Origin of the sequence: Heterorhizobium halophytocola, from assembly GCF_017873095.1 — a bacterium.
GTDB lineage: Bacteria > Pseudomonadota > Alphaproteobacteria > Rhizobiales > Rhizobiaceae > Allorhizobium > Allorhizobium halophytocola.
This window is the reverse complement of sequence record NZ_JAGGJU010000010.1, coordinates 112,828-134,297: the sequence shown is the minus strand read 5'-3', so window position 1 is coordinate 134,297 and position 21,470 is coordinate 112,828. Positions and strand designations below refer to the sequence as shown.

Sequence of the window (21,470 nt, the reverse complement as noted above, 5' to 3'; positions counted from 1 at the left end):
ACAGAGGAGTGAGCATGCGGTTCAGGGCAACCCTGATCGGTTTTTCGGCCGTCGTCATGTGGTCCTTCCTGGCGCTTTTTACCGCCGCATCAGGCACCATGCCGCCGTTCCAGCTCTCCGCGATCTGCTTTGCCATCGGCAGCCTGCCGGGCATCGCGACCTTCATCGCCAAGCCTGAGCGCCTGAAGCTGTTGCGCCAGCCGGCCTTCGTCTGGATCATCGGCATTGTTGGCCTGTTCGGCTACCACTTCCTCTATTTCACCGCGCTGCGCAACGCGCCGGCGGCCGAGGCGGGACTGATCGCCTATCTCTGGCCGCTGCTGATCGTGGTCGGCTCCGCATTCTTGCCTGGCGAGCGGCTCGGATGGCATCATCTCGTCGGTGCACTGGCCGGGCTTGCCGGTACTGTCCTGATTATCGGCAAGCATGGCCTGGATTTCGATCCGCGCTATGCGCTGGGCTACGGTGCGGCTTTGCTGTGCGCTCTGACATGGTCCAGCTATTCGCTGCTGACCCGTCGTCACGATGCCGCATCGACGGATGTGGTCACCGGCTTTTGTCTTGCGACATCGGTGCTCTCTCTTCTTTGCCATCTGATGCTGGAGACGACCGTGTGGCCGACAGGCGCCTCGCAATGGCTGGCGGTGGTCGGCCTCGGACTCGCACCGGTCGGTGCGGCCTTTTATGCCTGGGACTACGGGGTCAAGGCGGGGGATATCCAGATCCTCGGTGCCGCCAGCTATGCCGCGCCGCTGCTGTCGACACTTATTCTCGTCGCCTGCGGTTTCGCCGAGCCGACGCCGGCGCTGGGCTTTGCCTGCCTGCTGATCACAGGCGGCGCCGTGATCGCGGCAAAGGACATGATCCGGCGTCGTGCGGTCAAGGCAGGGCCGGTCGTGCCGTCGGACGCAACCGGTCAGGCCGATGTCTGACCCGGAGCCCAGTCGCTCGCCGCCATCTCGAAGGTCGAGAAATCAAAGCCCGGTGCCACCGTGCAGCCGACCAGAACGAAGCTGCCAAGTGGTTCGGCAGCCTGCCAGGAGCCTGCGGGGATGACCGCCTGCGGACGTTCACCCCGTTCGATGCCGGACCCGAGCACGATCGTCTCGACCCGCTCGCCATCGTCCGAGCGGTATAGCGCAAGCGGGCCTCCGGCATAGTGATGCCAGACTTCGGCCGCGTCGCGGACCCGGTGCCAGTGCGAGCGTTCGCCTGCCTTCAGAAGATAATAGATGGCGGTCGAGTGGCCCCGGCCGCCTTTGCCGGCATCGCGGAAGGTCTCTGAATACCAGCCGCCTTCCGGATGCGGCTGAAGCTCCAGCGCAGCGATGATCGCTTCTGCTTCAGCCGACATCAAAAGCTGTCCTTCAGCCGGCGGATCTCGCCGAAGACGTCCTCGTCGCTCTTGTCGGCCATATCGAGATGCTCGCGGATCGCCGGATCGCCGGGCCGGAGGAAGGGATTGGTCTGTTTCTCCAGCCCGATCGTCGTCGGAATGGTGAACTTGCCCTCGGCCCTCAGGGCTTCGATCTCTTTGGCACGCGCCGCCAGCGCCTCGTTATGCGGATCGACCGTCACGGCAAAGCGGGCATTGGACAACGTGTATTCATGGCCGAAATAGACGGAGGTATCGTCCGGCAGGGCTGCGAGTTTCTGCAGCGAATGCCACATGTCGGCAGCCGGGCGTTCGAACAGGCGACCGCAGCCGAGCGCAAACAGCGTATCGGCGGCAAACAGCAACTTGGCTTCGGGGATATGATAGCAGATATGCCCCGCGGTATGTCCGGGCGTCTCGATCACGTTGACCGTGTAATCACCGAATTGGAAGCTGTCGCCGTCGCCCATGGCGCGGTCGAGGCCGGGAATGGCGATCGCCTCGTTGACCGGGCCGATGATCTCGCAGTCATAGCGTTCCTTCAGCCCGAGATTGCCCTCGACGTGGTCGGTGTGGTGGTGGGTGGTGAAGACATGGGTGATCGGCCAGCCGCGCAGTTCGGCCGCAGCGACCACCGATTCGAGCTCGGGCGCATCGATCGCCGCCGTCAGATTGCCCTCCGGGCAATGGATCAGAACGCCGAAATTGTCGCTGCGACACGGAAAGACTTCGATTTCGAGTGTTTTCATGATGCGGATCCGCCCTTGATTGCTTTGAGATGAATCTAATGGCTGCGGCCTTGAAGTCCAACCGTCGGGTGCTATCAATTATGCCATGCATGTCGATATCGTAGATCTACGCCAGTTTTATCATTCGAGGTTGGGCCGGGTTACAGAGCAATCCATCTCGCTGGCGCTGTCGTCGCTCTGGGCCCGTCTGCCCGACGAACGGCTGGTGGGCCTCGGCTATTCCGTGCCCTATCTCGATCGCTTCCGCGCCGATACCGAGCGCACCTTCGCCTTCATGCCGGCGGGGCAGGGGGCGGTCAACTGGCCGCCGGCCGAAGCCTCCGACACGGTGCTGGTGTTCGACGAGGAGCTGCCGCTGCCCGACGCCTCCGTCGACCGGGTGCTGATGGTGCATTCGCTCGAGTTCGCGGAAAATCCGCGCGAGACGCTGAAGGAGATCTGGCGGGTGCTGGCGCCCGGAGGGCGGCTGGTGATCGTCGTGCCGAACCGCCGCGGCGTCTGGGCCCAGCTCGAGCATACGCCTTTCGGGTCGGGCCGGCCCTATTCGCGCGGTCAGCTGACGGCGCTGTTTCGGGAGACGAATTTTACCCCCGGTGCCAGTTCCGAGGCGCTGTTCTTTCCGCCGACCCGCATCCGCGCGCTGTTGAAGCTGCGCAGCAGTTTCGAGCGGCTCGGCAGGTCGATCTGGCCGGTGTTTTCCGGCGTGATCATCGCCGAGGCACAAAAGCGTCTCTATCAGGGCCTGCCGGTCGCCGCCCGCGCCTCGCGCCGGGTCTTCGTCCCGGTTCTGGCGCCGCAGGGCGTGCCGACGACACGCTCGGCGCGCGAGCCCTCGGCCAAGAGTTGAACTCTCGACAAGTGCTGTTATCCGGTCTAATCGACAAGGCCAAAACCTCTAGGTCGCCCAGACATTTTCAGGAAAGATCATCCGATGAGCAACGACGCGCTGAAGCCTGTTCCTCGCAAGGGCATTCTCGACATTGCAGCCTATGTGCCGGGCAAGGAACATGCCCCGGGCGTCGCCCGGGTGTTCAAGCTGTCGTCGAATGAAACACCGCTCGGCCCGAGCCCGCATGCGATCGAAGCCTTCCGTCAGAGCGTTGGCCATCTCGAACTCTATCCCGACGGCCAGGCTACCGCGTTGCGGGAGGCGATCGCCTCCGTACATGGTCTCAACACCGCCAATATCCTCTGCGGCAACGGGTCCGACGAACTGCTCGGGCTGCTGTGCCAGTGCTATCTGTCGGCCGGCGACGAAGGGATCATCACCGAGCACGGCTTCCTGGTCTACAAGATCCAGATTCTCGGCAGCGGCGGCACGCCGGTCGTGGTTAAGGAAAAGGACTGCCAGGTCGACGTCGATGCGATCCTTGCCGCGGTGACGCAGAAGACCAAGATCGTCTTCATCGCCAATCCGGGCAATCCGACCGGCACCTATCTTCCGGTCAGCGAAGTGCGCCGCCTGCAGGCCGGCCTGCCCAGGCATGTCCTGCTGGTGCTCGACGCGGCCTATGCCGAATATGTGCGCGAAAGCGACTACGAGGCCGGCATCGAACTGGTGTCGAACAGCCGCAATGTGGTGATGACCCGGACCTTCTCGAAGATCTACGGTCTGGCGGCCCTGCGGATCGGCTGGATGTATGCACCGCTCGACATCATCGATGCCGTCAATCGGCTGCGTGGGCCGTTCAACCTCAACGCGCCGGCCATTGCCGCCGGTGCGGTTGCGATCCGCGATCGCGATTTCGTCGAAACCGCCATCGAGCACAATCTGCTCTGGCTCGACAAGCTTACCCATGCCTTCGAGGCCATCGGGCTGAAAGTGACGCCGTCGGTCACCAACTTCCTGCTGATCCATTTCCCGGATGTCGACGGCAAGCGTTCCGACGATGCCGATGCCTTCCTCACCAGCCGCGGCTATATCCTGCGTGCGGTGAAGGGATATGGCTTTGCCAATTCGCTGCGCATGACGGTCGGCACCGAAGAGGCCAATCGCGGCGTCATCGAAACGCTCGGCGAGTTCATGGGGCGGGCGTGATGGCAGAACCGCTGTTCGACAAGATCACGCTAATCGGCATCGGCCTGATCGGATCCTCGATTGCACGGGACGTGAAGGCTCTCGGCCTTGCCCGTGACGTCACCATCTCGACCCGCAGTGCCGACACGCTGAAGCGTGCCCGGGAGCTCGATCTGGGCACCGGCTACACGCTTGCGGCGGAAGAGGCGGTAACGGATGCCGACCTGGTGATCGTCTCGGTGCCGGTCGGTGCTTCGGAAGCCGTCGCCAAACAGATTGCACCGCATCTGAAGGCCGGCGCGATCGTGACCGATGTCGGTTCGACCAAGGCCTCGGTCATCGCACAGATGGCGCCGCACATGCCGTCCAACGTGCATTTCATTCCGGGGCATCCGCTGGCGGGCACGGAGAAATCCGGTCCGGACGCCGGTTTCCGCGGCCTGTTCAAGGGCCGCTGGTGCATCTTTACCCCGCTTGCCGATACCGATCCGGACGCGCTTGGCCGGCTGCGAAGCTTCTGGGAAGCGCTCGGCTCCAAGATCGACGAGATGGATCCCGAGCATCACGACAAGGTGCTGGCGATCGTCTCGCATCTGCCGCACATCATCGCCTACAATATCGTCGGCACGGCGGACGATCTGGAAACGGTGACCGAATCGGAAGTGATCAAGTATTCGGCCTCCGGTTTCCGCGACTTCACCCGTCTCGCGGCCTCCGACCCGACCATGTGGCGGGACGTCTGCCTGCACAACAAGGATGCGCTTCTGGAAATGCTGGCACGCTTTTCGGAAGACCTGGCCTATCTGCAGCGGGCAATCCGCTGGGGGGAGGGCGACAAGCTGTTCGAACTGTTCAGCCGGACGCGCTCCATTCGCCGCTCCATCGTCGAAGCCGGTCAGGACGTCGACACGCCGGATTTCGGCCGCCACGTGCTCGACACGCCGGAAAGCTGACGGCCGCGGGTGTTTTCCCGCTTGGTCTACCGGATCGGGGGAATGGTGTAGATCGGAAAGATGCCGAGCGTCACCACGCCCTTGCGGATCTTGAATTCGGCAGAGCCTTTCTGATCGCCGCCGAAAAGCGCGATCAGCACCTTGTCACCGGTATCGATATTGTCTGCAGCCTCCGGCGCGAAATCCTTCAGCGTCTTGGCGATTTCGGACACGCCGTTGATTTCCAGCCGCAGATTGCCGGAAAGCCGTCCCTTGTCGTCGACCGATAGCGGGCCGCTTGCGGAAATTTCCTGCTTTTCGCCGAGCGCGATCGCCACCTTTCGAATTTCCGTCTTCAGGCCATGCAGATCCGTCTCGCCGCCCCGAAAGCCCATAAGGTCGGCACGGTCGGCAAGCGTCATGTCGACGCTGGCCGAAAACAGCGGCAGGGTGAACTTGCCGCCGTCGAGGCTGAGTTCGATGTCGCGGCCAATGGCAGCATAGTCGAGATCGTCGCCATTCGCCCGGACATGGGTCTCGATCGAGGGACTGCGGACCTCAGCCATCGGCAGGCCGGTAGGTGGCGTCATGGTGGCATGAAACTGCTTGGCTTCGACGGAGCTGCGCTTGATCGCCGTCAGGCCGGTGACGACGCTGGAACGCAGATCCGACCATTCGAGCGAAATCAGCTCGCCGTTGGTGGTCCGGACCTGGCCGGGGCCGTCGAGTTCCCAGATGATGTGGCCCGGCGCATAGACCTGGGCTGCCGAGCGCAGCGCCCCGAACGTGCCGGAGATTCCCCGTTTCGGATCGTCGAAGGACAGCGTGTCGCAAAACACGCCGATGCGGAACGGATAGCCGCGCAGGTCCTGGTTTTCGCAGGTGACATTGGCCCGCCAGGGGTTCTGGTCCTTGAAGATCCGCTCCAGCCGACCCTGCAGGGTGGTTGCGGCGACATACCAGGCTCCGCTATAGACCACGCACACGGCCACGATCGCGAGGCCGAGAAGCAGGATCTTACGGCTCGTCTTCGATGTCTGCGCTTGCTGGGCCATCGGATACTCCGGTTTGGATGGGAAGCCGTCTTAGTGATGGGCGATATGGACGAATTTTGGGTCTTTGGCTACGGTTCGCTGATGTGGAACCCGGGTTTCCCCTATGAGGAGCGCAGTCTGGGGCGGGCCTTCGGTTATCACCGCTCCCTCTGCGTCCGCTCCTGGGTTCATCGCGGCACCCAGGAAAATCCGGGGCTCGTGCTGGGTCTCGACCGAGGCGGCTCCTGCAAGGGCGTGGCGTTCAAGGTGGCCTCCGATCACTGGCCCGAAACGCTCGACTACCTGCGCGAACGCGAACTGGTCACCAACGTCTATCTCGAGCGGCAGGTTCCGGTGCAGCTGGCGGATCGTCGTTCGGTGTCGGCCGTGACCTACGTGGTCGATCGCCGGCATGTGCAGTATTCCGGTGCGATCACGCCGGCGGAAGCCGCAAGGGTCGTCGGATCGGCGGTCGGGCGCTCCGGGCCTAATATCGCCTATCTCACCAATACGGTCGCCCATCTGCGGGAAGCCGGCATCCGCGACCACTGGCTGGAAAAGGTCGAGAGCCTCATTCCCGTGGCCGACCGGTCGGCCTGACCGGCCGTCTCAGCGCCGCTTGTGAACGAGGTCGCCGGCCCCAAGGGCCTTCAGCCGTGTTTCGGCGCTGGCCGGAACGGGCAGATCGGGGTTGTTGCGCACCGTCTCGATCAGCAGTTCGTCGCTTGCCGTTTCCATGTCAGCCAGCAGCTTGTCGAAGAAGGCGTCCGGGTCCATTCCGGGCATTATCGGCGGCAATATGCGCACCCGGAAATGGCCGGGAAAACGCAGCGTCGTGCGCCGCGGCCAGAACAGGCCGGGATGCATGACGACCGGTACGACCGGCACGTCGAGATCGCGGTAGAGGCGGGCAATGCCATATTTGTAGACCGGATCGGCGCCCGGCGGACGGCGTGTGCCCTCAGGATAGATGATCAGCTGACGGCCATTGCGCATTTCGTCCTTGGTCTGTGACATCACGCCGGCCATGACCTTGCCGCGCGCGCCGCGATTGACCGGGATCATCTTCTGCTTGGCCGCATACCAGCCGAACAGCGGAATCCACATCAGTTCGCGCTTCAGGATATAGACCGGGTCGTTGAGATAGGGCAGCAGCGCAAACGTGTCCCAGAAGGACTGATGCTTCGGCGACAGGATGTAACCGCCGTCGGGAATGTTCTCCAGCCCCTCGATCTCAAAGGTGGTGCCGACGATCTTTTCCATCAGCCAGGTGCTGGATTTTGCCCAGTTCTTCGGAATCCGATAGGCGCGCTTGCGCGGCACGACGAAATAATAGGGTGCCAGGATGATCATCCTGAGGATCAGATTGGCGTAGAACAGCGTGTTGAACACAATCGAACGCAGACGGATCATGAGCGCGCGGGCCTTTCTCGGAATGCCAGAGGAACTACACGATAAATCTTGCAAGCAAAAGACATCGGCTGTCCGCGTTCACGGGGCCGACGGCGCCAGCTCGGGATCACGCAAACCCGTGCTGCCGTGCCAACCGGTGATGTCGCGGACATAGGCGATGGTGAACTTGCCGTATTCCGACAGCAGCGTGCGCAGCGCGTTGGGATCGAACATCCAGTCGGTATGCTTCAGGTCGGAATTGACAACCGGGTAGGGGATGAACGCCGTGTCACGGTTGATACGCCGCAATTCGAGCAGGCTGCGCGGCATGTGGTAATTGCTGGTGACCACAAGGATCGTGCGATAGGCATTATCGCGGATCCAGTTCGCCGTCTCGTTGGCATTGCCGATCGTGTCCTGCGCTTCGTAGCCGACATCGACGCAGCAGCCGAACAGCTTGGCGGGACCATTGGTCGTGCGGCGGATCTGCTCGGCGGTGGTGGTCGGGTGCGCGCCGGAGATCAGCAGTCGCTTGCCGGCGCCCCGCTCCAGCAGTTCGACTGCCTGGTCGATGCGCTGGTAGCCGCCGGTCAAGACGACGATCGCATCCGCGGCCGGGGCGGCCGGCGGTTCGAGATTCGTGACGCTGTCGACGAAAATGAGAAAGCCGCCGCAAAAGACGGCAGCAAAGACCAGGGCGACATAGCCGCAATAGCGCAAGGTACGACGCAACGGTCCGCGACGGCGGAACACGTGATCGCTGGATTGCCCGTCCGGCCTGGATTTCCGCCCTGTCGTCATTCTGTCCGCGTCCATCCTTGCTGCTTAGCCGTCTTGCGGTGCGCCAAGCAAGCCTTCTTCAAATCGGAGGCCAAACGCGTCAGTCCCCCATCAGCCCGTCGGTCCGTGCCGGATCGGACCGAATCAGGTCCAACTCGTAGATCGTGCGTATCACCGTCAGGCGGGCTGTAAGCATGGTTAGCAGCGCGATGATGACGATCGTTGCCAGAATGCCGAGATAACCGAGAAAGCCTATGGTGAATGTGCCGAACAGGGCGGACGCCTGGTCCGATTGCGGGGTGGCCAGGCTGCGGCTCTGCCAGAAGCTTGCGACCGCAAACACGCTGGCGGCCAGCACGCCGCCGACCGCCGAACCCTTGATGCTGATCTTGAGGAAATGCTTCTGGAATTCGTTGGCGACGAAGCTGCCTTCCGCACCGACGAAATGCAGCACCTCGACGATATGGCGGTTGCCGGACAGCGCGCCGCGGGTGGCAAAGACGACCGTGAGCACCATGGCGGTAAACACCAGGCCGAGGATGCCGAGTCCGATCATCACGGTGGTGCGGGCCATCGAGACGAGGCGGTCGACCCAGGTGCGGTGATCGTCGAGCGAGGCCTGCGGGATTTCCGCCGTCAGCATGTCGCGCATGGCGGCGAAGTCGGGCGGGTTGCTCTCGTCGATGGTGACGATCACCAGACGGGGGACGGGCAGGTCGTTGATGTCGAGACCGGTGCCGAGCCAGGGTTCGAGCAGCCGCGCGGTGGCCTTTTCGTCCATGATCTGGCCTGTCCTTGTGCCGACGAAGGTCAGCGCCAGATCCTTTGCCTTGACCAGTGCCTTTTCCATGTCGAGCCCGTCTTCCGGCTTGATCTGGATGGTGATTTCTCGGGAAATCTGGCTTTGCCATCCGTTCGCCGTCGCCTTGACCATGGAAACCGCGCCGAGCGTCAGGCAGGCGAGGAAGGACATGATGGCAATCACCACCATCAGCGCATTGCCCTGGATATTGGTGGAGGGCACGATCGGAGCGGTCTTGCGCACCCGCATGGGTGCCCGGCGGGCGGGCGGTCCGCTTTCGGGCGGAGCTTTGGGCGCTGGGCGGGTCTCACTCATAGATATCCAGCCGTCCTTCCGACAGGATCATCCGGCGCGCATCGACCTGATCCATCAGGCCGAGATCGTGGGTTGCGATCACCACGGCGGTGCCGAGCCGGTTGAGTTCGAGGAAAAGGCTCAGAAGCCGCTTGGCCATGGGCGGATCGACATTGCCGGTCGGTTCGTCGGCAAGCAGGATCTCCGGCCGGTCGATCAGCGCCCGGGCAATCGCCACGCGCTGCTTCTCGCCGCCCGAGAGCACCGGGGGCAGGACATTGATCCGTTCGCCGAGCCCGACCCATTTCAAAAGTTCCAGAACGTCCTGCTTGTAGCTCGCCTCGTCCTTGCCGCGCACCCGCAGCGGCAGGGCGACGTTCTCATAGGTCGTCAGGTGTTCGAGCAGCTGGAAATCCTGGAAGACGATACCGATCCGCCGGCGCAGCATCGGCAGGTCGTTGCGCGGGATCTTGGCGATGTCCCGGCCGAAGCTGCGGATCAGGCCACGCGTCGGCTGCAGCGACATGAACAGCAGCCGCAACAATGTCGTCTTGCCCGCGCCGGATGGCCCGGTCAGAAACTGGAAGGAGCGGGTCGGAATGTCGAAGGTCAGGTCCCGGAGGATTTCCGGACCCATGCCGTAACGCAGGCCGACATTTTCGAAATGGATCAACGCGATATCCCGTCAGTCAACCGAAGGTTCGGGCGATTTGTTAACCTGTTCGGTTAACGGCCGGTAAATGTCGCCGTAAAAAGCCAGCCATGCACCCATGTTTTGCGAAGCATTAACCATTTAAATTTACGTATGTAGCTGCCTGTTTTCAATGCAAAGATGAAGCCGCAAGGCGGAAAGGCGGGCTGCATGCACGCGTTTCGTTTTAGAGAGCCGCCGCAGGAACCGCAACCGGATCTGCTCCTGCCCGAGCGACGCCAGCCTGTTCGACGTTCCCTGGTCGGGGCCGATGTCGTCGATGCGGACTTCATCACCGTCATCGACGGACCCCGCCGCTCCTTTACCGAACGCCGCTGCGAGGCAAAAGGTTTCCACCGCCGGCCGGAGCCCGCATGGGCAACCGCCCCGATCGAACCGCGTCTCACCTTCGCGCAGCTTGCCTCGCACTTGCTCGGCAGTTCGTCCGGGCGCCTGTTCAGCGGCATCCTCGCGGCGATCTGCCTCGCCGTCTTTGCCGCCGGCGGTGCGCTATCGACCCTGCTTGCCGAGCCTGCAACCGCCATTGCCAGCACCCATCCGCTCGACATCGACCATGTTACGCTGACCTCCCATGATGCCAACGGAATGCGGGTGCTGGGCATCAATGCCATCGTGCAGAACCGGTCGCAATCCGAGCAGTCCGTGCCGCCGATCCGCGCCGACCTGACGCTGGACGGCACGGTCGTCGGTTCGGTGCTTGTGGCAACGCCAAGCGGCAGCATCAAGCCCGGCCAAAGCCGTGGCATGAGTGCGCGCATCCCCTATGCCGGTGGAAAATTGCCGAAACTGAAGCTTTTCTTCGACCAGACGGCTGCTCACTCTCTCTGAGCTGTGCTATCGCCGAGCGATCAATCGCGATATCGACGTCGCGGATCAAGCGATGAAGGGCCCCGCCATGCACATTGTCAGAGGAAAGCTTATCGAGCCGCTCTACACGGCAGAGCAGATCGCGGAGCGTAATCGCGTGCTGGCAACCGAGATTGCCAAGGGCCCGAGCGACGATCTTCTGGTCATTGCGGTGCTGAAGGGTTCCTTCATTTTCGCAGCAGACCTGATCCGCGCGCTGCACAGCACAGGTCTGGCACCGGAGGTCGAGTTCATCACACTGTCGAGCTATGGCCGGGGCACGGTGTCGCAGGGCGTCAAGATCATCAAGGACATCGACAGCGATGTGGCGGGCCGTAACATTCTGTTGATCGACGATATCCTGGAATCCGGCCGCACACTGCTGTTTGCCAAGGAGCTGATGTATGAGCGCGGCGCCAAGAGCGTCAGCATTGCCGTTCTGCTCGACAAGAGCGTGAAGCGCGAGGAGAACCTCGAAGCCGACCATGTGGGGTTCGAATGCCCCGACTATTTCGTCGTCGGCTATGGCATGGATGTCGCCTATGCCTTCCGTGAACTGCCGTTTGTCGGTGTCGTCACCGGCGATGCGCCGGATGCACCCTGAGCCGTTCGCATTGGTAAAATTCGACAGAAGCTGTTAACCATTGCACGCGAGATAGCGACAGATCTTAACCACTCGACAAGGGTTGCCGGGCGAATTTCCGCCCACGCACACCGACGGGAGTTATGACGCGAATGGCCAAGATCCTTATCACCGAAGACGAAGATTCCCTGCGGATGTTTGTCGCCCGCGCCTTGCGGATGGATGGCCATGAAACGATCGAGGCTGCCGATGGTGCCGAGGGTCTGGAACGCCTTGTCGAGGAAAGCGATTTCGATCTGCTGCTGTCGGATATCCGCATGCCGGTAATGGACGGCATCGAGCTTGCCCATCGCGCATCCGCCGATTATCCCGAGATGAAGATCCTGCTGATGACCGGCTATGCCGAACAGCGGGAACGGGCCGACGATCTGGCCGAAAAGGTCGTGGACGTCGTCTCCAAGCCTTTCGCCCTGCCGGAAATCCGCAAGGCCGTCGCCCGCGCCCTGGCCCCCTGAGGCCGGCCTCCCGCCTTAAGACAACCCCACAGAAAAAGGCCGCGGCAATGTCCCGCGGCTTTCATGTTCGTCTTGAGGCAGACAGCCTATTGCTGGATGTCGAGTAGCCGTTCGAGATAGCGGCGCTCGTTCGGGCTGCCATTGTTGTTCTCGAGCCGCTTGCGGATCGCTTCGAGGATCTCGCGGGCGCGCTGCACGTCGATCTCGTCCGGCACTTTCACCCGCTCGTCGAAATCCGGGCCGGTGGTCTGGCGTGGTCGGCCAAGCGGATCGCGACCGTTCTGGTTGCCCTGTCCCTGGCCTTGCTGTTGACCCTGGCCCTGACCGCGCATGGCCTGCATCATCTGGTTCATCATGTCGCGCGCGCCGTCGCGCAGCGCCTGCAGCGCCTTGCCTTGGCCCTCGACGGCCTGTTCGCCCTGACCCTTGCCGAGCGCCTTGCCCGCACCGTCCATCTGCTTTTGCGCTTCGCCGAATTTGTCGCCCGGCTTGATGCCGAGGCCCTTCAGCCCCTTCTGCAGTTCCTGCAGCTGCTTGGCGAGGCCTTCCTGCTGCTGGCGCAGGTTCTTCAGGGCTTCCCGCAGCTGCTCGGCGGTCATCTGGTCGGTCGGCTGCTGGCCGCCCTGGTGCTGATCGCCCTCTTGACTTTCCTGCCCCTGTTGCTGCTGTCCCGGCTGGTTTTCACCGTTTTCGCCATCCTGGTCCTGATCGGGATCGCCGCGTTGCATCCGGTCCCGAAGCGCCTGATCCAGCTGGTATGTCTGGTCCATGAGCTTTTGCTGGTTCTGCATCAGCTCGCCAAGCTTGTCGATCTGCTTGCGTGCCTCGCTGTTCTGCTGCTGCTGCCCGCCGTTCGGGTCGCGGCCGGTCTGCAGGTTGTTCATCATCCGCTGCAGTTCGGACAGCATCTGCTGGGCCGCGTCGCGATTGCCGGAGCGGGCGAGATTCTCGATCTGGTCGAGAATGTTGTCGAGGTCACGCGAGCGGAGCATGTTCTGCGCCTGCTGCTGGTTGGGCGTCGCATCGTTCTGCTGGCGTTCGGCGAGCGCCTTCATGAAATCCTGCATGGCGGCACGCAGGTCGTCCATCAGCTTCTTGATCTCGTCGTCGCCGGCATTGCGTGACAGCGCATCGGCGAGCGCCTGCTGGGCATCGCGCAGCTTGCGCTCGGCAAGCGACAGATTGCCATCCTCGATGCCGAGGGCGATCTCCCAGAGGTAGTCGGCCGTGTCCTTCAGCTGATCGTTGGTGCGAGAAAGTTTCATCCGCTCCCGCGCCGAGACGATCGCAAGGTAATGGGTGAGATTGGGAATGGTCTCGTCGGGCCTCAGCGTCAGGGCTTCGTTAAGTTCGATGGCGCGGGGTAACTGGCGGGTGTCGAGCGCGAAGACCTGTCGCTCTTCGGCGACGGCCGCGGCCAGCGGCTGGGTGAAGATCTTGCCCGGCAGGACCATTTCGGTCGGCTTGCTGCGGCCTTCCTGGCCGGCGCCGTCGCGTGCCACCAGGGTGATGCGCACGCGCTTTCCGGCCAGCGGGTTCTCGGTCAGATCATGGCTTGCAACACCCTTGGCATCGCGGGCGTTCTGCCGGGGCAGGTTGATCTTGTAGTCCGGCGGGGGATAGAGCGGCATCGCGCCGGCGTCCGGCGCGTCCACGGGCTCGATTTCCGCCAGGGCCCCATAGACGCCGTAGTCGTCCTTGGCGCGGTAGGGGATTTCCAGGGCGCCATTCGCGGCGCGCCGCGGATTGCCGTCCAGCATGATTTCCGGCGCTTGGTCGGTCACGACACTGAGCGCCCATTGCCGGTCGGCGGCCTCCAGTACCCCGTCCTGTTCGAGCTTGAAGCTGTAGGTCGTGGCGATAGTCGTATTTGCCGGTGTCGCGGCGGTGCCATCTGCCGCAGCGGTTGCTTCCCCGCCTGCCTTCTGGCTCGCCTGCGCGGCGATGTCGATCGCTTCGCCCTTGGTCGGGGCGAAGCTTACGGTCTCGTCGCCCTTGCCGCCGCTCAGCCTGATGGTGACGGTCGAAAACTGCGGAATGGCCGGCAAGGCGTCGCCGGTGGTCTCGCGGCCGGTCAGAAAGATCGGTGCACGCCCGGTGTAGCCGGGCGGCGTGATCCAGGCATCGAGCCGCGTACCCGGCGCGCCGCCGGTTGCGGTCTGCCAGCGGAAGGCATCGGCAAGGCCGCCGGCGCCGTTCGAACCGGAATAAAAAAACGCGATGACCAGGAGCAATGCCGGAATGGTGCGCAAGGCAAACCGGTCATGTCGCGCGATATCCGGCTGGGGATAGCCTGCATCGAGTGCGGCGATCCGCTCGGCCATGCGGCGCTGGTGCTCTTCCCAGAGCGCGCGCGCAAAAGGCTGGTCGAAGGCCGGGGCGTCGTCCTGCACCGCCACCGGCTGGTGCGAAAGCCCGTTGCGGCGCTCCAGTAGCCGGTCAGCCTCGGCGGCACTCGGCCAGCGCAGTTTCGTCCAGGGCAGGAAGGAGGCGAGAAAGGCAAAGATCAGCACGAAGACCAGGGCCAGCCGCACCCAGTCCGGCAGCATGCGGAACACGCCGAGCCAGGCGAAGGACACGAACAGCGCGCCGATGCAGAGCACCGGCAGCAGGAGCGGCAGGATGCGCTCGCCAAAGAGCACCGTCCTGGCGAGGAAACGTTTGACGGCAACGCGACGCGCAAGCCGGGGGTGATCGTAAAGGGCACCCTTCCTTCCGGCTGAATGGCCTGGTGCTATCATCATCAGGTCTCCGTTGCAGCCCGCTGGTGCCTTCGGGACATCCGTCCCGGCGCGCTGCACACCGTCAAAGATATCATTCTTTGTGGCGAAGACGAGGGTATCGTCTCGCGAGACGCCCAAATTTCTGTTCGTTCACTGAAAAAGTGATGACGCTCAGGCGAGCCAGTCGGGGATAGAATCGAGCCCGATGAGGTCCTCATAGCTCTGACGCGGCCGGATCACATGGAAATCCGAACCGTTGACAAGCACTTCGGGCACGAGGCGGCGGGTGTTGTAGGTCCCGGCCTGCACCGCGCCATAGGCGCCGGCCGAACCGACCGCCAAAAGGTCGCCGGCCTTCGGCATGGTCATTTCCCGGTCCAGCGCCAGATAGTCGCCGCTCTCGCACACCGGGCCGACCACGTCGGCGCGGATGCGCGGCGCGTTGGCCGCAGAAATCACCACCGGCTTGATCTCGTGATAGGCCTCGTAGAGCGTCGGGCGGATGAGGTCGTTCATCGCGGCGTCGACGATGACGAAGGTCTTCTCGCCACCATCCTTCACGTAGATGACCTCGGTCACCAGGATACCAGCATTGCCGACGATCAGTCGGCCGGGTTCGGTGACGATCTTGCAGTCGAGCCCGGAAAGCTGGTCCTTGACGATCCGGCCATAGGCATCCGGCTCCGGCGGCGGCTGATTGTCCTCGCGGTAGGGAATGCCGAGACCGCCGCCGACATCGACGTGGTCGATCGTATGGCCGTCCTCGCGCAGATTGGTCACCAGACCACGCAGCAGCCGGAACGCATCCTCGAAGGGCTGCAGATCGGTGATCTGGCTGCCGATATGCATGTCGATGCCGGTGACCTTGATGCCGGGCAGTTCGGCGGCGCGGGCATAGACGGTGCGGGCACGGTCGAAGGAGATGCCGAACTTGTCGCCCTTCTTGCCGGTCGAGATCTTGTGATGGGTCTTGGCATCGACATCGGGGTTGATGCGGAAGGAGACATGCGCCTGGCGTCCGGCCTTTTCGGCCCGCGCATTGAGCATGTCGAGTTCCGGCTCGGACTCGATGTTGAAGCAGTAGATGCCGACCTCAAGCGCCAGGTCGATTTCGGAGACGGTCTTGCCGACGCCGGAAAACATGATCCGCTCGGCCGGGATGCCGGCTGCCAGCGCACGGCGCAGTTCGCCTTCGGAGACGACGTCGACCCCGGATCCGAGCTTCGCCAGCGTCTTCAGCACGGCCTGGTTGGAATTTGCCTTCATCGCATAGCAGACCATCGCGTCGGCGCCGTCGAAAGCCTTGGCAAAGACCTTGTAATGACGTTCCAGCGTCGCGGTGGAATAGCAGTAAAAGGGCGAACCGACGACCTTGGCGATCTCCGGCACGGGGACGTTTTCGGCGTAGAGGACCCCGTCGCGATATTCGAAATGGTTCACGTGCTAAGACCTGTCAGAGAAGCGGATCGAGGACGAAGGGCCGGTCTGGAACCTTCTGCTCCTTGGTCGAAAGTTTGTTCTGCTGGTCGGTCGGCATGTTCGGAGGATCGAGATCGCCCTTTCGCCCGCAGCCGGCAACAAGGGTGCCGACCGCCAGGGTCACTGCAAGCATGCGTACGAACGTGTTCATTATGGCCGGGTCCAGTCGAATGCGATGCCAAGGCTCTAGCGGAAAATTCTGGCCTTGTGCACCCTATTTCTCGTTATGGGCAGGATCGTTGGCGTTGATCAGTTGCGCGCGCGCCACCAGGCGATCTGCTTCTTGACTTCGCTCGGTGCGGTTCCGCCGAAGCTTCGGCGGCTGGCGACGGAGGCTTCGACCGTCAGCACGTCGAACACCGCCTGGGTGATCGAGGCATGGATCGCCTGCAGGTCTTCGAGCGACAGCTCGCCGAGATCGCAGTTCTTCTCCTCGGCCAGAGCGACGGCACGGCCCGTCACATGATGGGCATCGCGGAAGGGCAGGCCCGCCTCGCGTACCAGCCAGTCGGCCAGATCGGTCGCGGTCGAATAGCCGGAGCCGGCAGCGGCCTTCATCCGGTCGGCGCGCACGGTCATGTCGGAGACCATGCCGGTCATCGCTGCAATCGCCAGCTCCAGGCTCTCGGCCGCATCGAAGACCTGCTCCTTGTCTTCCTGCATGTCCTTGGAATAGGCGAGTGGAAGGCCCTTCATGATCGTCAGCAGCGCGATCAGCGAGCCGTTGATGCGGCCGGTCTTGGCGCGCACCAGTTCGGCGGCGTCCGGGTTCTTCTTCTGCGGCATGATCGACGAGCCTGTGGAGAAGGCATCCGACAGGCGCACGAAGCCGAATTGCGGGGTCGACCAGATGACGATCTCTTCGGCCAGCCGCGACAGATGGGTGGCGCAGATCGAGGCGATCGACAGGAATTCCAGCGCGAAGTCGCGGTCCGACACGGTGTCGATCGAGTTGCGCGTCGGCTCGCGGAAACCGAGCGCCTTGGCGGTCATGTGACGATCGATGGCAAAGCCGGTGCCGGCAAGGGCGGCTGCCCCGATCGGGCTTTCGTCCATGTGCTCGATCGCATGGCGCACGCGCTGGCGGTCACGCCCGAACATCTCGACATAGGCCATGCAGTGGTGGCCGAAGGTGACCGGCTGGGCCGTCTGCAGATGGGTGAATCCCGGCATCACCGTCTCGGCATGCTCTTCGGCGCGATCGAGAAAGGCGGCGATCAGGCTGCTCAGCAGCGCCTCTGCCTTCTGCAGCTCTTCCTTGACCCACAGGCGGAAGTCGAGCGCCACCTGGTCGTTGCGCGAGCGGGCGGTGTGCAGGCGTCCGGCCGCCGGACCGATCAGGTCGGCAAGCCTTGCCTCGATGTTCATGTGGATGTCTTCGAGCTTGCGCGAGAAGGTGAAGCGGCCCTCTTCGATCTCTGACAGGATCGTGTTCAGCCCGTCTATGATTTTGTCTTTGTCTTCGACGGAAATGATGTCTTGATGGGCGAGCATGGTCGCGTGGGCGATCGAGCCACGGATATCCTGGGCGTACAGCTTCTTGTCGAAACCGATCGAGGCATTTATCTCCTCCATGATCGCAGCCGGCCCGGACGCGAAGCGGCCTCCCCACATCTGGTTGGAGGATGTTTCCTGCTTCGTGTCGTCAGCCATGTTATGCCCCTGGAGACTGCTATGACCCAAAAAAGACCCCTCGGACTTCCTTCAGTCAAGCTGGTTGGAATTGCGGCGATTGCCGGCATTCTCGCCGGTGCGGTGGCGGTATACGTGAAGGAGGCGGGCTCTGGCAATGCCGTGGCGAGCGCGGATGGCGGTCAATGCGAAGGTGCTGTGGCAAAGGCTGCCGCGCTCAAGGACAAGATGACCGGGCAGGTGGCCGCCATGGTGGCCGCGACCGAGCCCCGCCGAATCGAGGGCCTCAACTTCACCGATGCCGCCGACAAGGAGGCCTCGCTTGCCGATACAGCCGGCAAGACCCGCCTCGTCAATCTGTGGGCGACCTGGTGCATTCCCTGCCGTGAGGAAATGCCGGCACTGAACGCGCTGGAAAAGGATCTCGGCAGCGAAAGCTTCCAGGTGGTGGCGATCAATATCGACACCGGCCCGGCCGACAAGCCGAAATCCTTCCTGAGCGAGATCGGCGTCGACAGTCTGAAGCTCTACCGCGATGACACCATGGGCGTGTTCAACCGGATGAAGAAGGAAGGCCTGGCCTTTGGCCTGCCGGTGACCCTGCTGATCGACGGCAAGGGCTGCCTGCTGGGCTCGATGAACGGACCTGCCGCCTGGGACAGCCCGGACGCCAAGCGCCTGGTCGACGCCGCCAGCAGCAAGAGCGGCGCGTGAAACCTGTGGCCGGTCAGCGCGTCGGGACGGGCGTCTCGCCGCGATAATCGTAGAAACCGCGGCCGGACTTGCGGCCGAGCCAGCCGGCCTCGACATATTTCACCAGAAGCGGGCAGGGTCGGTATTTGCTGTCGGCCAGCCCGTCATGCAGCACCTGCATGATCGACAGGCAGGTGTCGAGACCGATGAAATCGGCGAGCTGCAGCGGGCCCATCGGGTGGTTGGCGCCAAGCTTCATCGCCGTATCGATCGCATCGACCGAACCGACGCCTTCGTAAAGCGTGTAGATCGCCTCATTGATCATCGGCAGCAGGATTCGGTTGACGATGAAGGCCGGGAAGTCCTCGGCAACCGTGATGGTCTTGTCGAGCGACTTGACGAAATTCTTCGCCGCCGTGAACGTCGTCTCTTCGGTGGCGATGCCGCGCACCAGTTCCACCAGTTTCATCACCGGCACCGGGTTCATGAAATGGATGCCCATGAAGCGCTCCGGCCTGTCGGTCGCCGCCGCAAGGCGAGTGATCGACAGCGAGGAGGTGTTGGTCGCGATCAGGGCTTCCGGCTTCAGTGCCGGGCAGAGCTGGGCGAAGATCTTGCGCTTGACGCTTTCGTCCTCGGTCGCCGCCTCGATCACCAGGTCCATGGAGGCGAGATCGTTGACATCGGCGGTGCCGGACATGCGCGAGAGGGCGGCCATGCGCTCGTCCTCATGCATCTTGCCGTTGGAAACCTGGCGGGCCAGATTGCCGTTGATCGTGGCAAGGCCGGCTTCGATCCGGTCCTTGGACAGGTCGTAGATGGTGACGGTGTAGCCCGCGGCCGCAGCCACTTGCGCAATGCCGCAGCCCATCTGGCCGGCGCCGATAATGCCGACATTGGTGATCGTCGCTTCCACGGCTCTCTCCATCTTTCCCAGTCACGATACTAATTTGGCCGGGCGTCTCGTCGACGGCCCGGCCAAATTGATAGACGCGCTCGGCGTCATTTGCCAGTCTTTTCGCTGATGCGAAAAGCGCGTCAGAGCGCTTTTTCGAGTTCTGGCAGCGCTTCGAACAGATCGGCGACAAGACCGTAATCGGCAACCTGGAAAATCGGTGCCTCCTCGTCCTTGTTGATCGCGACGATTACCTTGCTGTCCTTCATGCCGGCCAGATGCTGGATCGCGCCGGAAATACCGCAGGCGATGTAGAGATCCGGGGCAACCACCTTGCCGGTCTGGCCAACCTGCCAGTCGTTCGGCGCATAGCCGGCATCGACGGCAGCGCGCGATGCACCGACGGCGGCCCCGAGCTTGTCGGCCACCGGCAGGATGACTTCCTGGAACTTCTCCGAGGAGCCGAGGGCACGGCCGCCGGAGATGATGATCTTGGCGGAGGTCAGTTCCGGACGGTCGGACGACGACAGGGCATCCGAGAGATGGCTCGAAAGGCCGGGATCGGCTGCCGCCGAAACGCTTTCCACCGACGCCGAACCACCTTCGCCGGCCGCCTGGAAGGAGGCGGTGCGCACGGTGATCACCTTCTTGGCGTCGGTCGACTGCACGGTCTGGATGGCGTTGCCGGCATAGATGGGACGCTTGAACGTGTCCGCCGAGACGACCTCGATGACGTCGGAAAGCTGCATGACGTCGAGCAGCGCGGCAACGCGCGGCATGACGTTCTTGCCGACCGACGTGGCGGCGGACATCAGCACGTCGTAGGAACCGGCCAGCGAGACGATCAGGGCTGCCAGCGGTTCTGCCAGATTGTTGCCGAGGCTTGCGTCGTCGGCGAGCAATACCTTGGAGACGCCCGACAGCTTGGCGGCTGCATCGGCAGCACCCTTGGCGCCGGCACCGGCCACCAGCACATGCACGTCGCCGCCGATCGCGGCGGCGGCGGTCAGGGCCTTGGCGGTCTGGTCCGAGACGGTCTGGCCGTCATGTTCTGCCAGAAGAAGAATGGTCATTTTATCTGTTCTCCTTGTCCGTCTGCTTTAGAGCACGCCGGCTTCGTTCTTCAGCTTGTCGACCAGTTCGGCAACCGATCCGACCTTGACGCCGGCCTTGCGGCCACCCGGCTCCTCGGTCTTCAGAACCTTCAGGCGCGGGCTGACATCGACGCCGAAATCGGCGGGCGTCTTCTTGTCGAGCGGCTTCTTCTTCGCCTTCATGATGTTCGGCAAGGAAGCGTAGCGCGGTTCGTTCAGGCGAAGGTCGGTGGTGACGACGGCCGGCAGCTTGACGTTGATCGTCTGCAGACCGCCATCCACTTCGCGGGTGACGTCGGCAGAACCATCCTTGATCTCGAGCTTGGAGGCGAATGTCGCCTGTGGCCAGCCCATCAGCGCCGACAGCATCTGGCCGGTCTGGTTGCTGTCGTCGTCGATCGCCTGCTTGCCGGTGATCACCAGACCCGGCTGCTCGGCGTCAATCACGCCCTTCAGGATCTTGGCAACGGCGAGCGGCTCGACGGTTTCATCGGTCTCGATCAGGATCGCGCGGTCTGCACCCATGGCCAGACCCGTGCGCAGGGTCTCCTCGGCCTTTGCCGGACCAATCGAAACGACGACGACTTCGTCCGCCTTGCCGGCTTCCTTCAGCCGCAGGGCCTCTTCGACGGAAATCTCATCGAAGGGGTTCATCGACATTTTCACGTTTGCAAGCTCGACGCCCGTGCCATCCGGCTTTACGCGGATCTTCACGTTGTAGTCGACAACCCGCTTGACGGTCACAAGTACTTTCATGGGTTCCTTCCTTCATTGCCTGGCCCGAAAAATGCGCTTTCGGGTGGCCCTCCGATGGTCAGTTGGCGACATGGATACGCATTTTTTTCGCAATTACAACGACGCGTCCCGTCGCACAGGCGGTTTAAACGCATAATTTACGTTTACGTGAACGTCAAACGCGTTGT

Annotated in this window: 23 protein-coding genes; 9 read left to right on the top strand and 14 right to left on the bottom strand. The window is 63.0% G+C overall.

Annotated elements, in window-relative coordinates; genetic code table 11:
• Window positions 1–14 precede the first annotated feature (14 nt).
• Entirely contained in the window at window positions 15–932 is a 918-nt protein-coding gene (gene yddG / locus J2Z17_RS18000) for an aromatic amino acid exporter YddG (RefSeq protein ID WP_209947028.1), read from the top strand.
• On the opposite strand, the gene J2Z17_RS17995 is transcribed toward yddG, so the two are convergent.
• Both J2Z17_RS17995 and gloB read right to left on the bottom strand, forming a co-directional pair.
• Complete coding sequence (locus J2Z17_RS17995) at window positions 917–1,354, bottom strand: cupin domain-containing protein (RefSeq protein ID WP_209947027.1); 438 nt, start codon at window positions 1,352–1,354, stop codon at window positions 917–919. The genes yddG and J2Z17_RS17995 overlap by 16 nt on opposite strands.
• Window positions 1,354–2,124: a hydroxyacylglutathione hydrolase gene (gene gloB, locus J2Z17_RS17990; protein WP_209947026.1), complete on the bottom strand. Its 771-nt coding sequence runs from the start codon at window positions 2,122–2,124 to the stop codon at window positions 1,354–1,356. The genes J2Z17_RS17995 and gloB overlap by 1 nt, the downstream gene beginning before the upstream one ends.
• Window positions 2,125–2,209: 85 nt before the next feature.
• Here gloB and J2Z17_RS17985 point away from each other — a divergent pair, with 85 nt between their 5' ends.
• The 3 genes from J2Z17_RS17985 to J2Z17_RS17975 all read left to right on the top strand — a co-directional run bounded on the left by J2Z17_RS17985 (window position 2,210) and on the right by J2Z17_RS17975 (window position 5,094).
• Window positions 2,210–2,971, top strand: a complete 762-nt coding sequence (locus J2Z17_RS17985) for a class I SAM-dependent methyltransferase (RefSeq protein WP_209947025.1) — start codon at window positions 2,210–2,212, stop codon at window positions 2,969–2,971.
• Window positions 2,972–3,055: 84 nt separating this feature from the next.
• Entirely contained in the window at window positions 3,056–4,162 is a 1,107-nt protein-coding gene (locus J2Z17_RS17980) for a pyridoxal phosphate-dependent aminotransferase (protein ID WP_209947024.1), read from the top strand.
• Window positions 4,162–5,094, top strand: a complete 933-nt coding sequence (locus J2Z17_RS17975; RefSeq protein WP_209947023.1) for a prephenate/arogenate dehydrogenase family protein — start codon at window positions 4,162–4,164, stop codon at window positions 5,092–5,094. Before J2Z17_RS17980 ends, J2Z17_RS17975 begins: the two co-directional genes overlap by 1 nt.
• Window positions 5,095–5,120: 26 nt before the next feature.
• Here J2Z17_RS17975 and J2Z17_RS17970 read toward each other — a convergent pair whose 3' ends face one another.
• Window positions 5,121–6,128: a DUF2125 domain-containing protein gene (locus tag J2Z17_RS17970; protein ID WP_209947022.1), complete on the bottom strand. Its 1,008-nt coding sequence runs from the start codon at window positions 6,126–6,128 to the stop codon at window positions 5,121–5,123.
• Between the two features lie 45 nt (window positions 6,129–6,173).
• Here J2Z17_RS17970 and J2Z17_RS17965 point away from each other — a divergent pair, with 45 nt between their 5' ends.
• Complete coding sequence (locus J2Z17_RS17965) at window positions 6,174–6,707, top strand: gamma-glutamylcyclotransferase (RefSeq protein ID WP_209947021.1); 534 nt, start codon at window positions 6,174–6,176, stop codon at window positions 6,705–6,707.
• A gap of 9 nt (window positions 6,708–6,716) precedes the next feature.
• On the opposite strand, the gene J2Z17_RS17960 is transcribed toward J2Z17_RS17965, so the two are convergent.
• The 4 genes from J2Z17_RS17960 to ftsE form a co-directional block, all read right to left on the bottom strand.
• Window positions 6,717–7,520: a lysophospholipid acyltransferase family protein gene (locus tag J2Z17_RS17960; protein ID WP_209947020.1), complete on the bottom strand. Its 804-nt coding sequence runs from the start codon at window positions 7,518–7,520 to the stop codon at window positions 6,717–6,719.
• 78 nt (window positions 7,521–7,598) lie between these two features.
• Window positions 7,599–8,300, bottom strand: coding sequence for a YdcF family protein (locus J2Z17_RS17955; RefSeq protein ID WP_209947019.1), 702 nt, complete (start codon window positions 8,298–8,300; stop codon window positions 7,599–7,601).
• A 79-nt stretch (window positions 8,301–8,379) separates the two neighbouring features.
• Window positions 8,380–9,330, bottom strand: a complete 951-nt coding sequence (locus J2Z17_RS17950) for a cell division protein FtsX (RefSeq protein WP_245224206.1) — start codon at window positions 9,328–9,330, stop codon at window positions 8,380–8,382.
• A 58-nt stretch (window positions 9,331–9,388) separates the two neighbouring features.
• Window positions 9,389–10,048, bottom strand: a complete 660-nt coding sequence (ftsE, locus tag J2Z17_RS17945) for a cell division ATP-binding protein FtsE (protein ID WP_209947017.1) — start codon at window positions 10,046–10,048, stop codon at window positions 9,389–9,391.
• A gap of 189 nt (window positions 10,049–10,237) precedes the next feature.
• On the opposite strand from ftsE, the gene J2Z17_RS17940 reads away from it, so the two are divergent.
• The 3 genes from J2Z17_RS17940 (at window position 10,238) to J2Z17_RS17930 (ending at window position 12,031) form a co-directional block, all read left to right on the top strand.
• Complete coding sequence (locus tag J2Z17_RS17940) at window positions 10,238–10,915, top strand: hypothetical protein (protein ID WP_209947016.1); 678 nt, start codon at window positions 10,238–10,240, stop codon at window positions 10,913–10,915.
• Between the two features lie 67 nt (window positions 10,916–10,982).
• The gene (gene hpt, locus J2Z17_RS17935) at window positions 10,983–11,537 is read left to right on the top strand and encodes a hypoxanthine phosphoribosyltransferase (protein ID WP_209947015.1); all 555 of its coding nucleotides are present in this window, start codon (window positions 10,983–10,985) and stop codon (window positions 11,535–11,537) included.
• A gap of 131 nt (window positions 11,538–11,668) precedes the next feature.
• Entirely contained in the window at window positions 11,669–12,031 is a 363-nt protein-coding gene (locus J2Z17_RS17930) for a response regulator (protein ID WP_209947014.1), read from the top strand.
• A gap of 86 nt (window positions 12,032–12,117) precedes the next feature.
• Here J2Z17_RS17930 and J2Z17_RS17925 read toward each other — a convergent pair whose 3' ends face one another.
• The 4 genes from J2Z17_RS17925 to argH form a co-directional block, all read right to left on the bottom strand.
• On the bottom strand, window positions 12,118–14,775 hold the full coding sequence (locus J2Z17_RS17925) for a TIGR02302 family protein (protein ID WP_377300139.1): 2,658 nt from the start codon (window positions 14,773–14,775) through the stop codon (window positions 12,118–12,120).
• Window positions 14,776–14,925: 150 nt separating this feature from the next.
• Window positions 14,926–16,194: a diaminopimelate decarboxylase gene (gene lysA / locus J2Z17_RS17920; RefSeq protein ID WP_209947013.1), complete on the bottom strand. Its 1,269-nt coding sequence runs from the start codon at window positions 16,192–16,194 to the stop codon at window positions 14,926–14,928.
• 13 nt (window positions 16,195–16,207) lie between these two features.
• Window positions 16,208–16,384, bottom strand: coding sequence for an LPS translocon maturation chaperone LptM (gene lptM, locus J2Z17_RS17915; protein ID WP_209947012.1), 177 nt, complete (start codon window positions 16,382–16,384; stop codon window positions 16,208–16,210).
• Between the two features lie 98 nt (window positions 16,385–16,482).
• Window positions 16,483–17,886, bottom strand: coding sequence for an argininosuccinate lyase (gene argH / locus J2Z17_RS17910; RefSeq protein ID WP_209947011.1), 1,404 nt, complete (start codon window positions 17,884–17,886; stop codon window positions 16,483–16,485).
• Between the two features lie 21 nt (window positions 17,887–17,907).
• Here argH and tlpA point away from each other — a divergent pair, with 21 nt between their 5' ends.
• Window positions 17,908–18,579 carry a thiol:disulfide interchange protein TlpA gene (gene tlpA, locus J2Z17_RS17905; protein WP_209947010.1) on the top strand — a complete coding sequence of 224 codons (672 nt, stop codon included), beginning with the start codon at window positions 17,908–17,910 and terminating at the stop codon, window positions 18,577–18,579.
• Between the two features lie 13 nt (window positions 18,580–18,592).
• Here tlpA and J2Z17_RS17900 read toward each other — a convergent pair whose 3' ends face one another.
• From J2Z17_RS17900 to J2Z17_RS17890, 3 genes are all read right to left on the bottom strand, one after another.
• Window positions 18,593–19,486: a 3-hydroxybutyryl-CoA dehydrogenase gene (locus J2Z17_RS17900; RefSeq protein WP_245224196.1), complete on the bottom strand. Its 894-nt coding sequence runs from the start codon at window positions 19,484–19,486 to the stop codon at window positions 18,593–18,595.
• Between the two features lie 110 nt (window positions 19,487–19,596).
• Window positions 19,597–20,526: an electron transfer flavoprotein subunit alpha/FixB family protein gene (locus tag J2Z17_RS17895; protein ID WP_209947008.1), complete on the bottom strand. Its 930-nt coding sequence runs from the start codon at window positions 20,524–20,526 to the stop codon at window positions 19,597–19,599.
• 27 nt (window positions 20,527–20,553) lie between these two features.
• Window positions 20,554–21,303: an electron transfer flavoprotein subunit beta/FixA family protein gene (locus J2Z17_RS17890; protein WP_209947007.1), complete on the bottom strand. Its 750-nt coding sequence runs from the start codon at window positions 21,301–21,303 to the stop codon at window positions 20,554–20,556.
• Between the last annotated feature and the right edge of the window lie 167 nt (window positions 21,304–21,470).

Bases quoted from the DNA above. Each gene is read 5' to 3' on its own strand.
- yddG (WP_209947028.1), top strand. From the start codon at position 15: ATGCGGTTCAGGGCAACCCTGATCGGTTTTTCGGCCGTCGTCATGTGG.
- J2Z17_RS17995 (WP_209947027.1), bottom strand. From the start codon at position 1,354: ATGTCGGCTGAAGCAGAAGCGATCATCGCTGCGCTGGAGCTTCAGCCG.
- gloB (WP_209947026.1), bottom strand. From the start codon at position 2,124: ATGAAAACACTCGAAATCGAAGTCTTTCCGTGTCGCAGCGACAATTTC.
- J2Z17_RS17985 (WP_209947025.1), top strand. From the start codon at position 2,210: ATGCATGTCGATATCGTAGATCTACGCCAGTTTTATCATTCGAGGTTG.
- J2Z17_RS17980 (WP_209947024.1), top strand. From the start codon at position 3,056: ATGAGCAACGACGCGCTGAAGCCTGTTCCTCGCAAGGGCATTCTCGAC.
- J2Z17_RS17975 (WP_209947023.1), top strand. From the start codon at position 4,162: ATGGCAGAACCGCTGTTCGACAAGATCACGCTAATCGGCATCGGCCTG.
- J2Z17_RS17970 (WP_209947022.1), bottom strand. From the start codon at position 6,128: ATGGCCCAGCAAGCGCAGACATCGAAGACGAGCCGTAAGATCCTGCTT.
- J2Z17_RS17965 (WP_209947021.1), top strand. From the start codon at position 6,174: ATGGACGAATTTTGGGTCTTTGGCTACGGTTCGCTGATGTGGAACCCG.
- J2Z17_RS17960 (WP_209947020.1), bottom strand. From the start codon at position 7,520: ATGATCCGTCTGCGTTCGATTGTGTTCAACACGCTGTTCTACGCCAAT.
- J2Z17_RS17955 (WP_209947019.1), bottom strand. From the start codon at position 8,300: ATGACGACAGGGCGGAAATCCAGGCCGGACGGGCAATCCAGCGATCAC.
- J2Z17_RS17950 (WP_245224206.1), bottom strand. From the start codon at position 9,330: ATGCGGGTGCGCAAGACCGCTCCGATCGTGCCCTCCACCAATATCCAG.
- J2Z17_RS17940 (WP_209947016.1), top strand. From the start codon at position 10,238: ATGCACGCGTTTCGTTTTAGAGAGCCGCCGCAGGAACCGCAACCGGAT.
- hpt (WP_209947015.1), top strand. From the start codon at position 10,983: ATGCACATTGTCAGAGGAAAGCTTATCGAGCCGCTCTACACGGCAGAG.
- J2Z17_RS17930 (WP_209947014.1), top strand. From the start codon at position 11,669: ATGGCCAAGATCCTTATCACCGAAGACGAAGATTCCCTGCGGATGTTT.
- J2Z17_RS17925 (WP_377300139.1), bottom strand. From the start codon at position 14,775: ATGATGATAGCACCAGGCCATTCAGCCGGAAGGAAGGGTGCCCTTTAC.
- lptM (WP_209947012.1), bottom strand. From the start codon at position 16,384: ATGAACACGTTCGTACGCATGCTTGCAGTGACCCTGGCGGTCGGCACC.
- argH (WP_209947011.1), bottom strand. From the start codon at position 17,886: ATGGCTGACGACACGAAGCAGGAAACATCCTCCAACCAGATGTGGGGA.
- tlpA (WP_209947010.1), top strand. From the start codon at position 17,908: ATGACCCAAAAAAGACCCCTCGGACTTCCTTCAGTCAAGCTGGTTGGA.
- J2Z17_RS17900 (WP_245224196.1), bottom strand. From the start codon at position 19,486: ATGGAGAGAGCCGTGGAAGCGACGATCACCAATGTCGGCATTATCGGC.
- J2Z17_RS17895 (WP_209947008.1), bottom strand. From the start codon at position 20,526: ATGACCATTCTTCTTCTGGCAGAACATGACGGCCAGACCGTCTCGGAC.
- J2Z17_RS17890 (WP_209947007.1), bottom strand. From the start codon at position 21,303: ATGAAAGTACTTGTGACCGTCAAGCGGGTTGTCGACTACAACGTGAAG.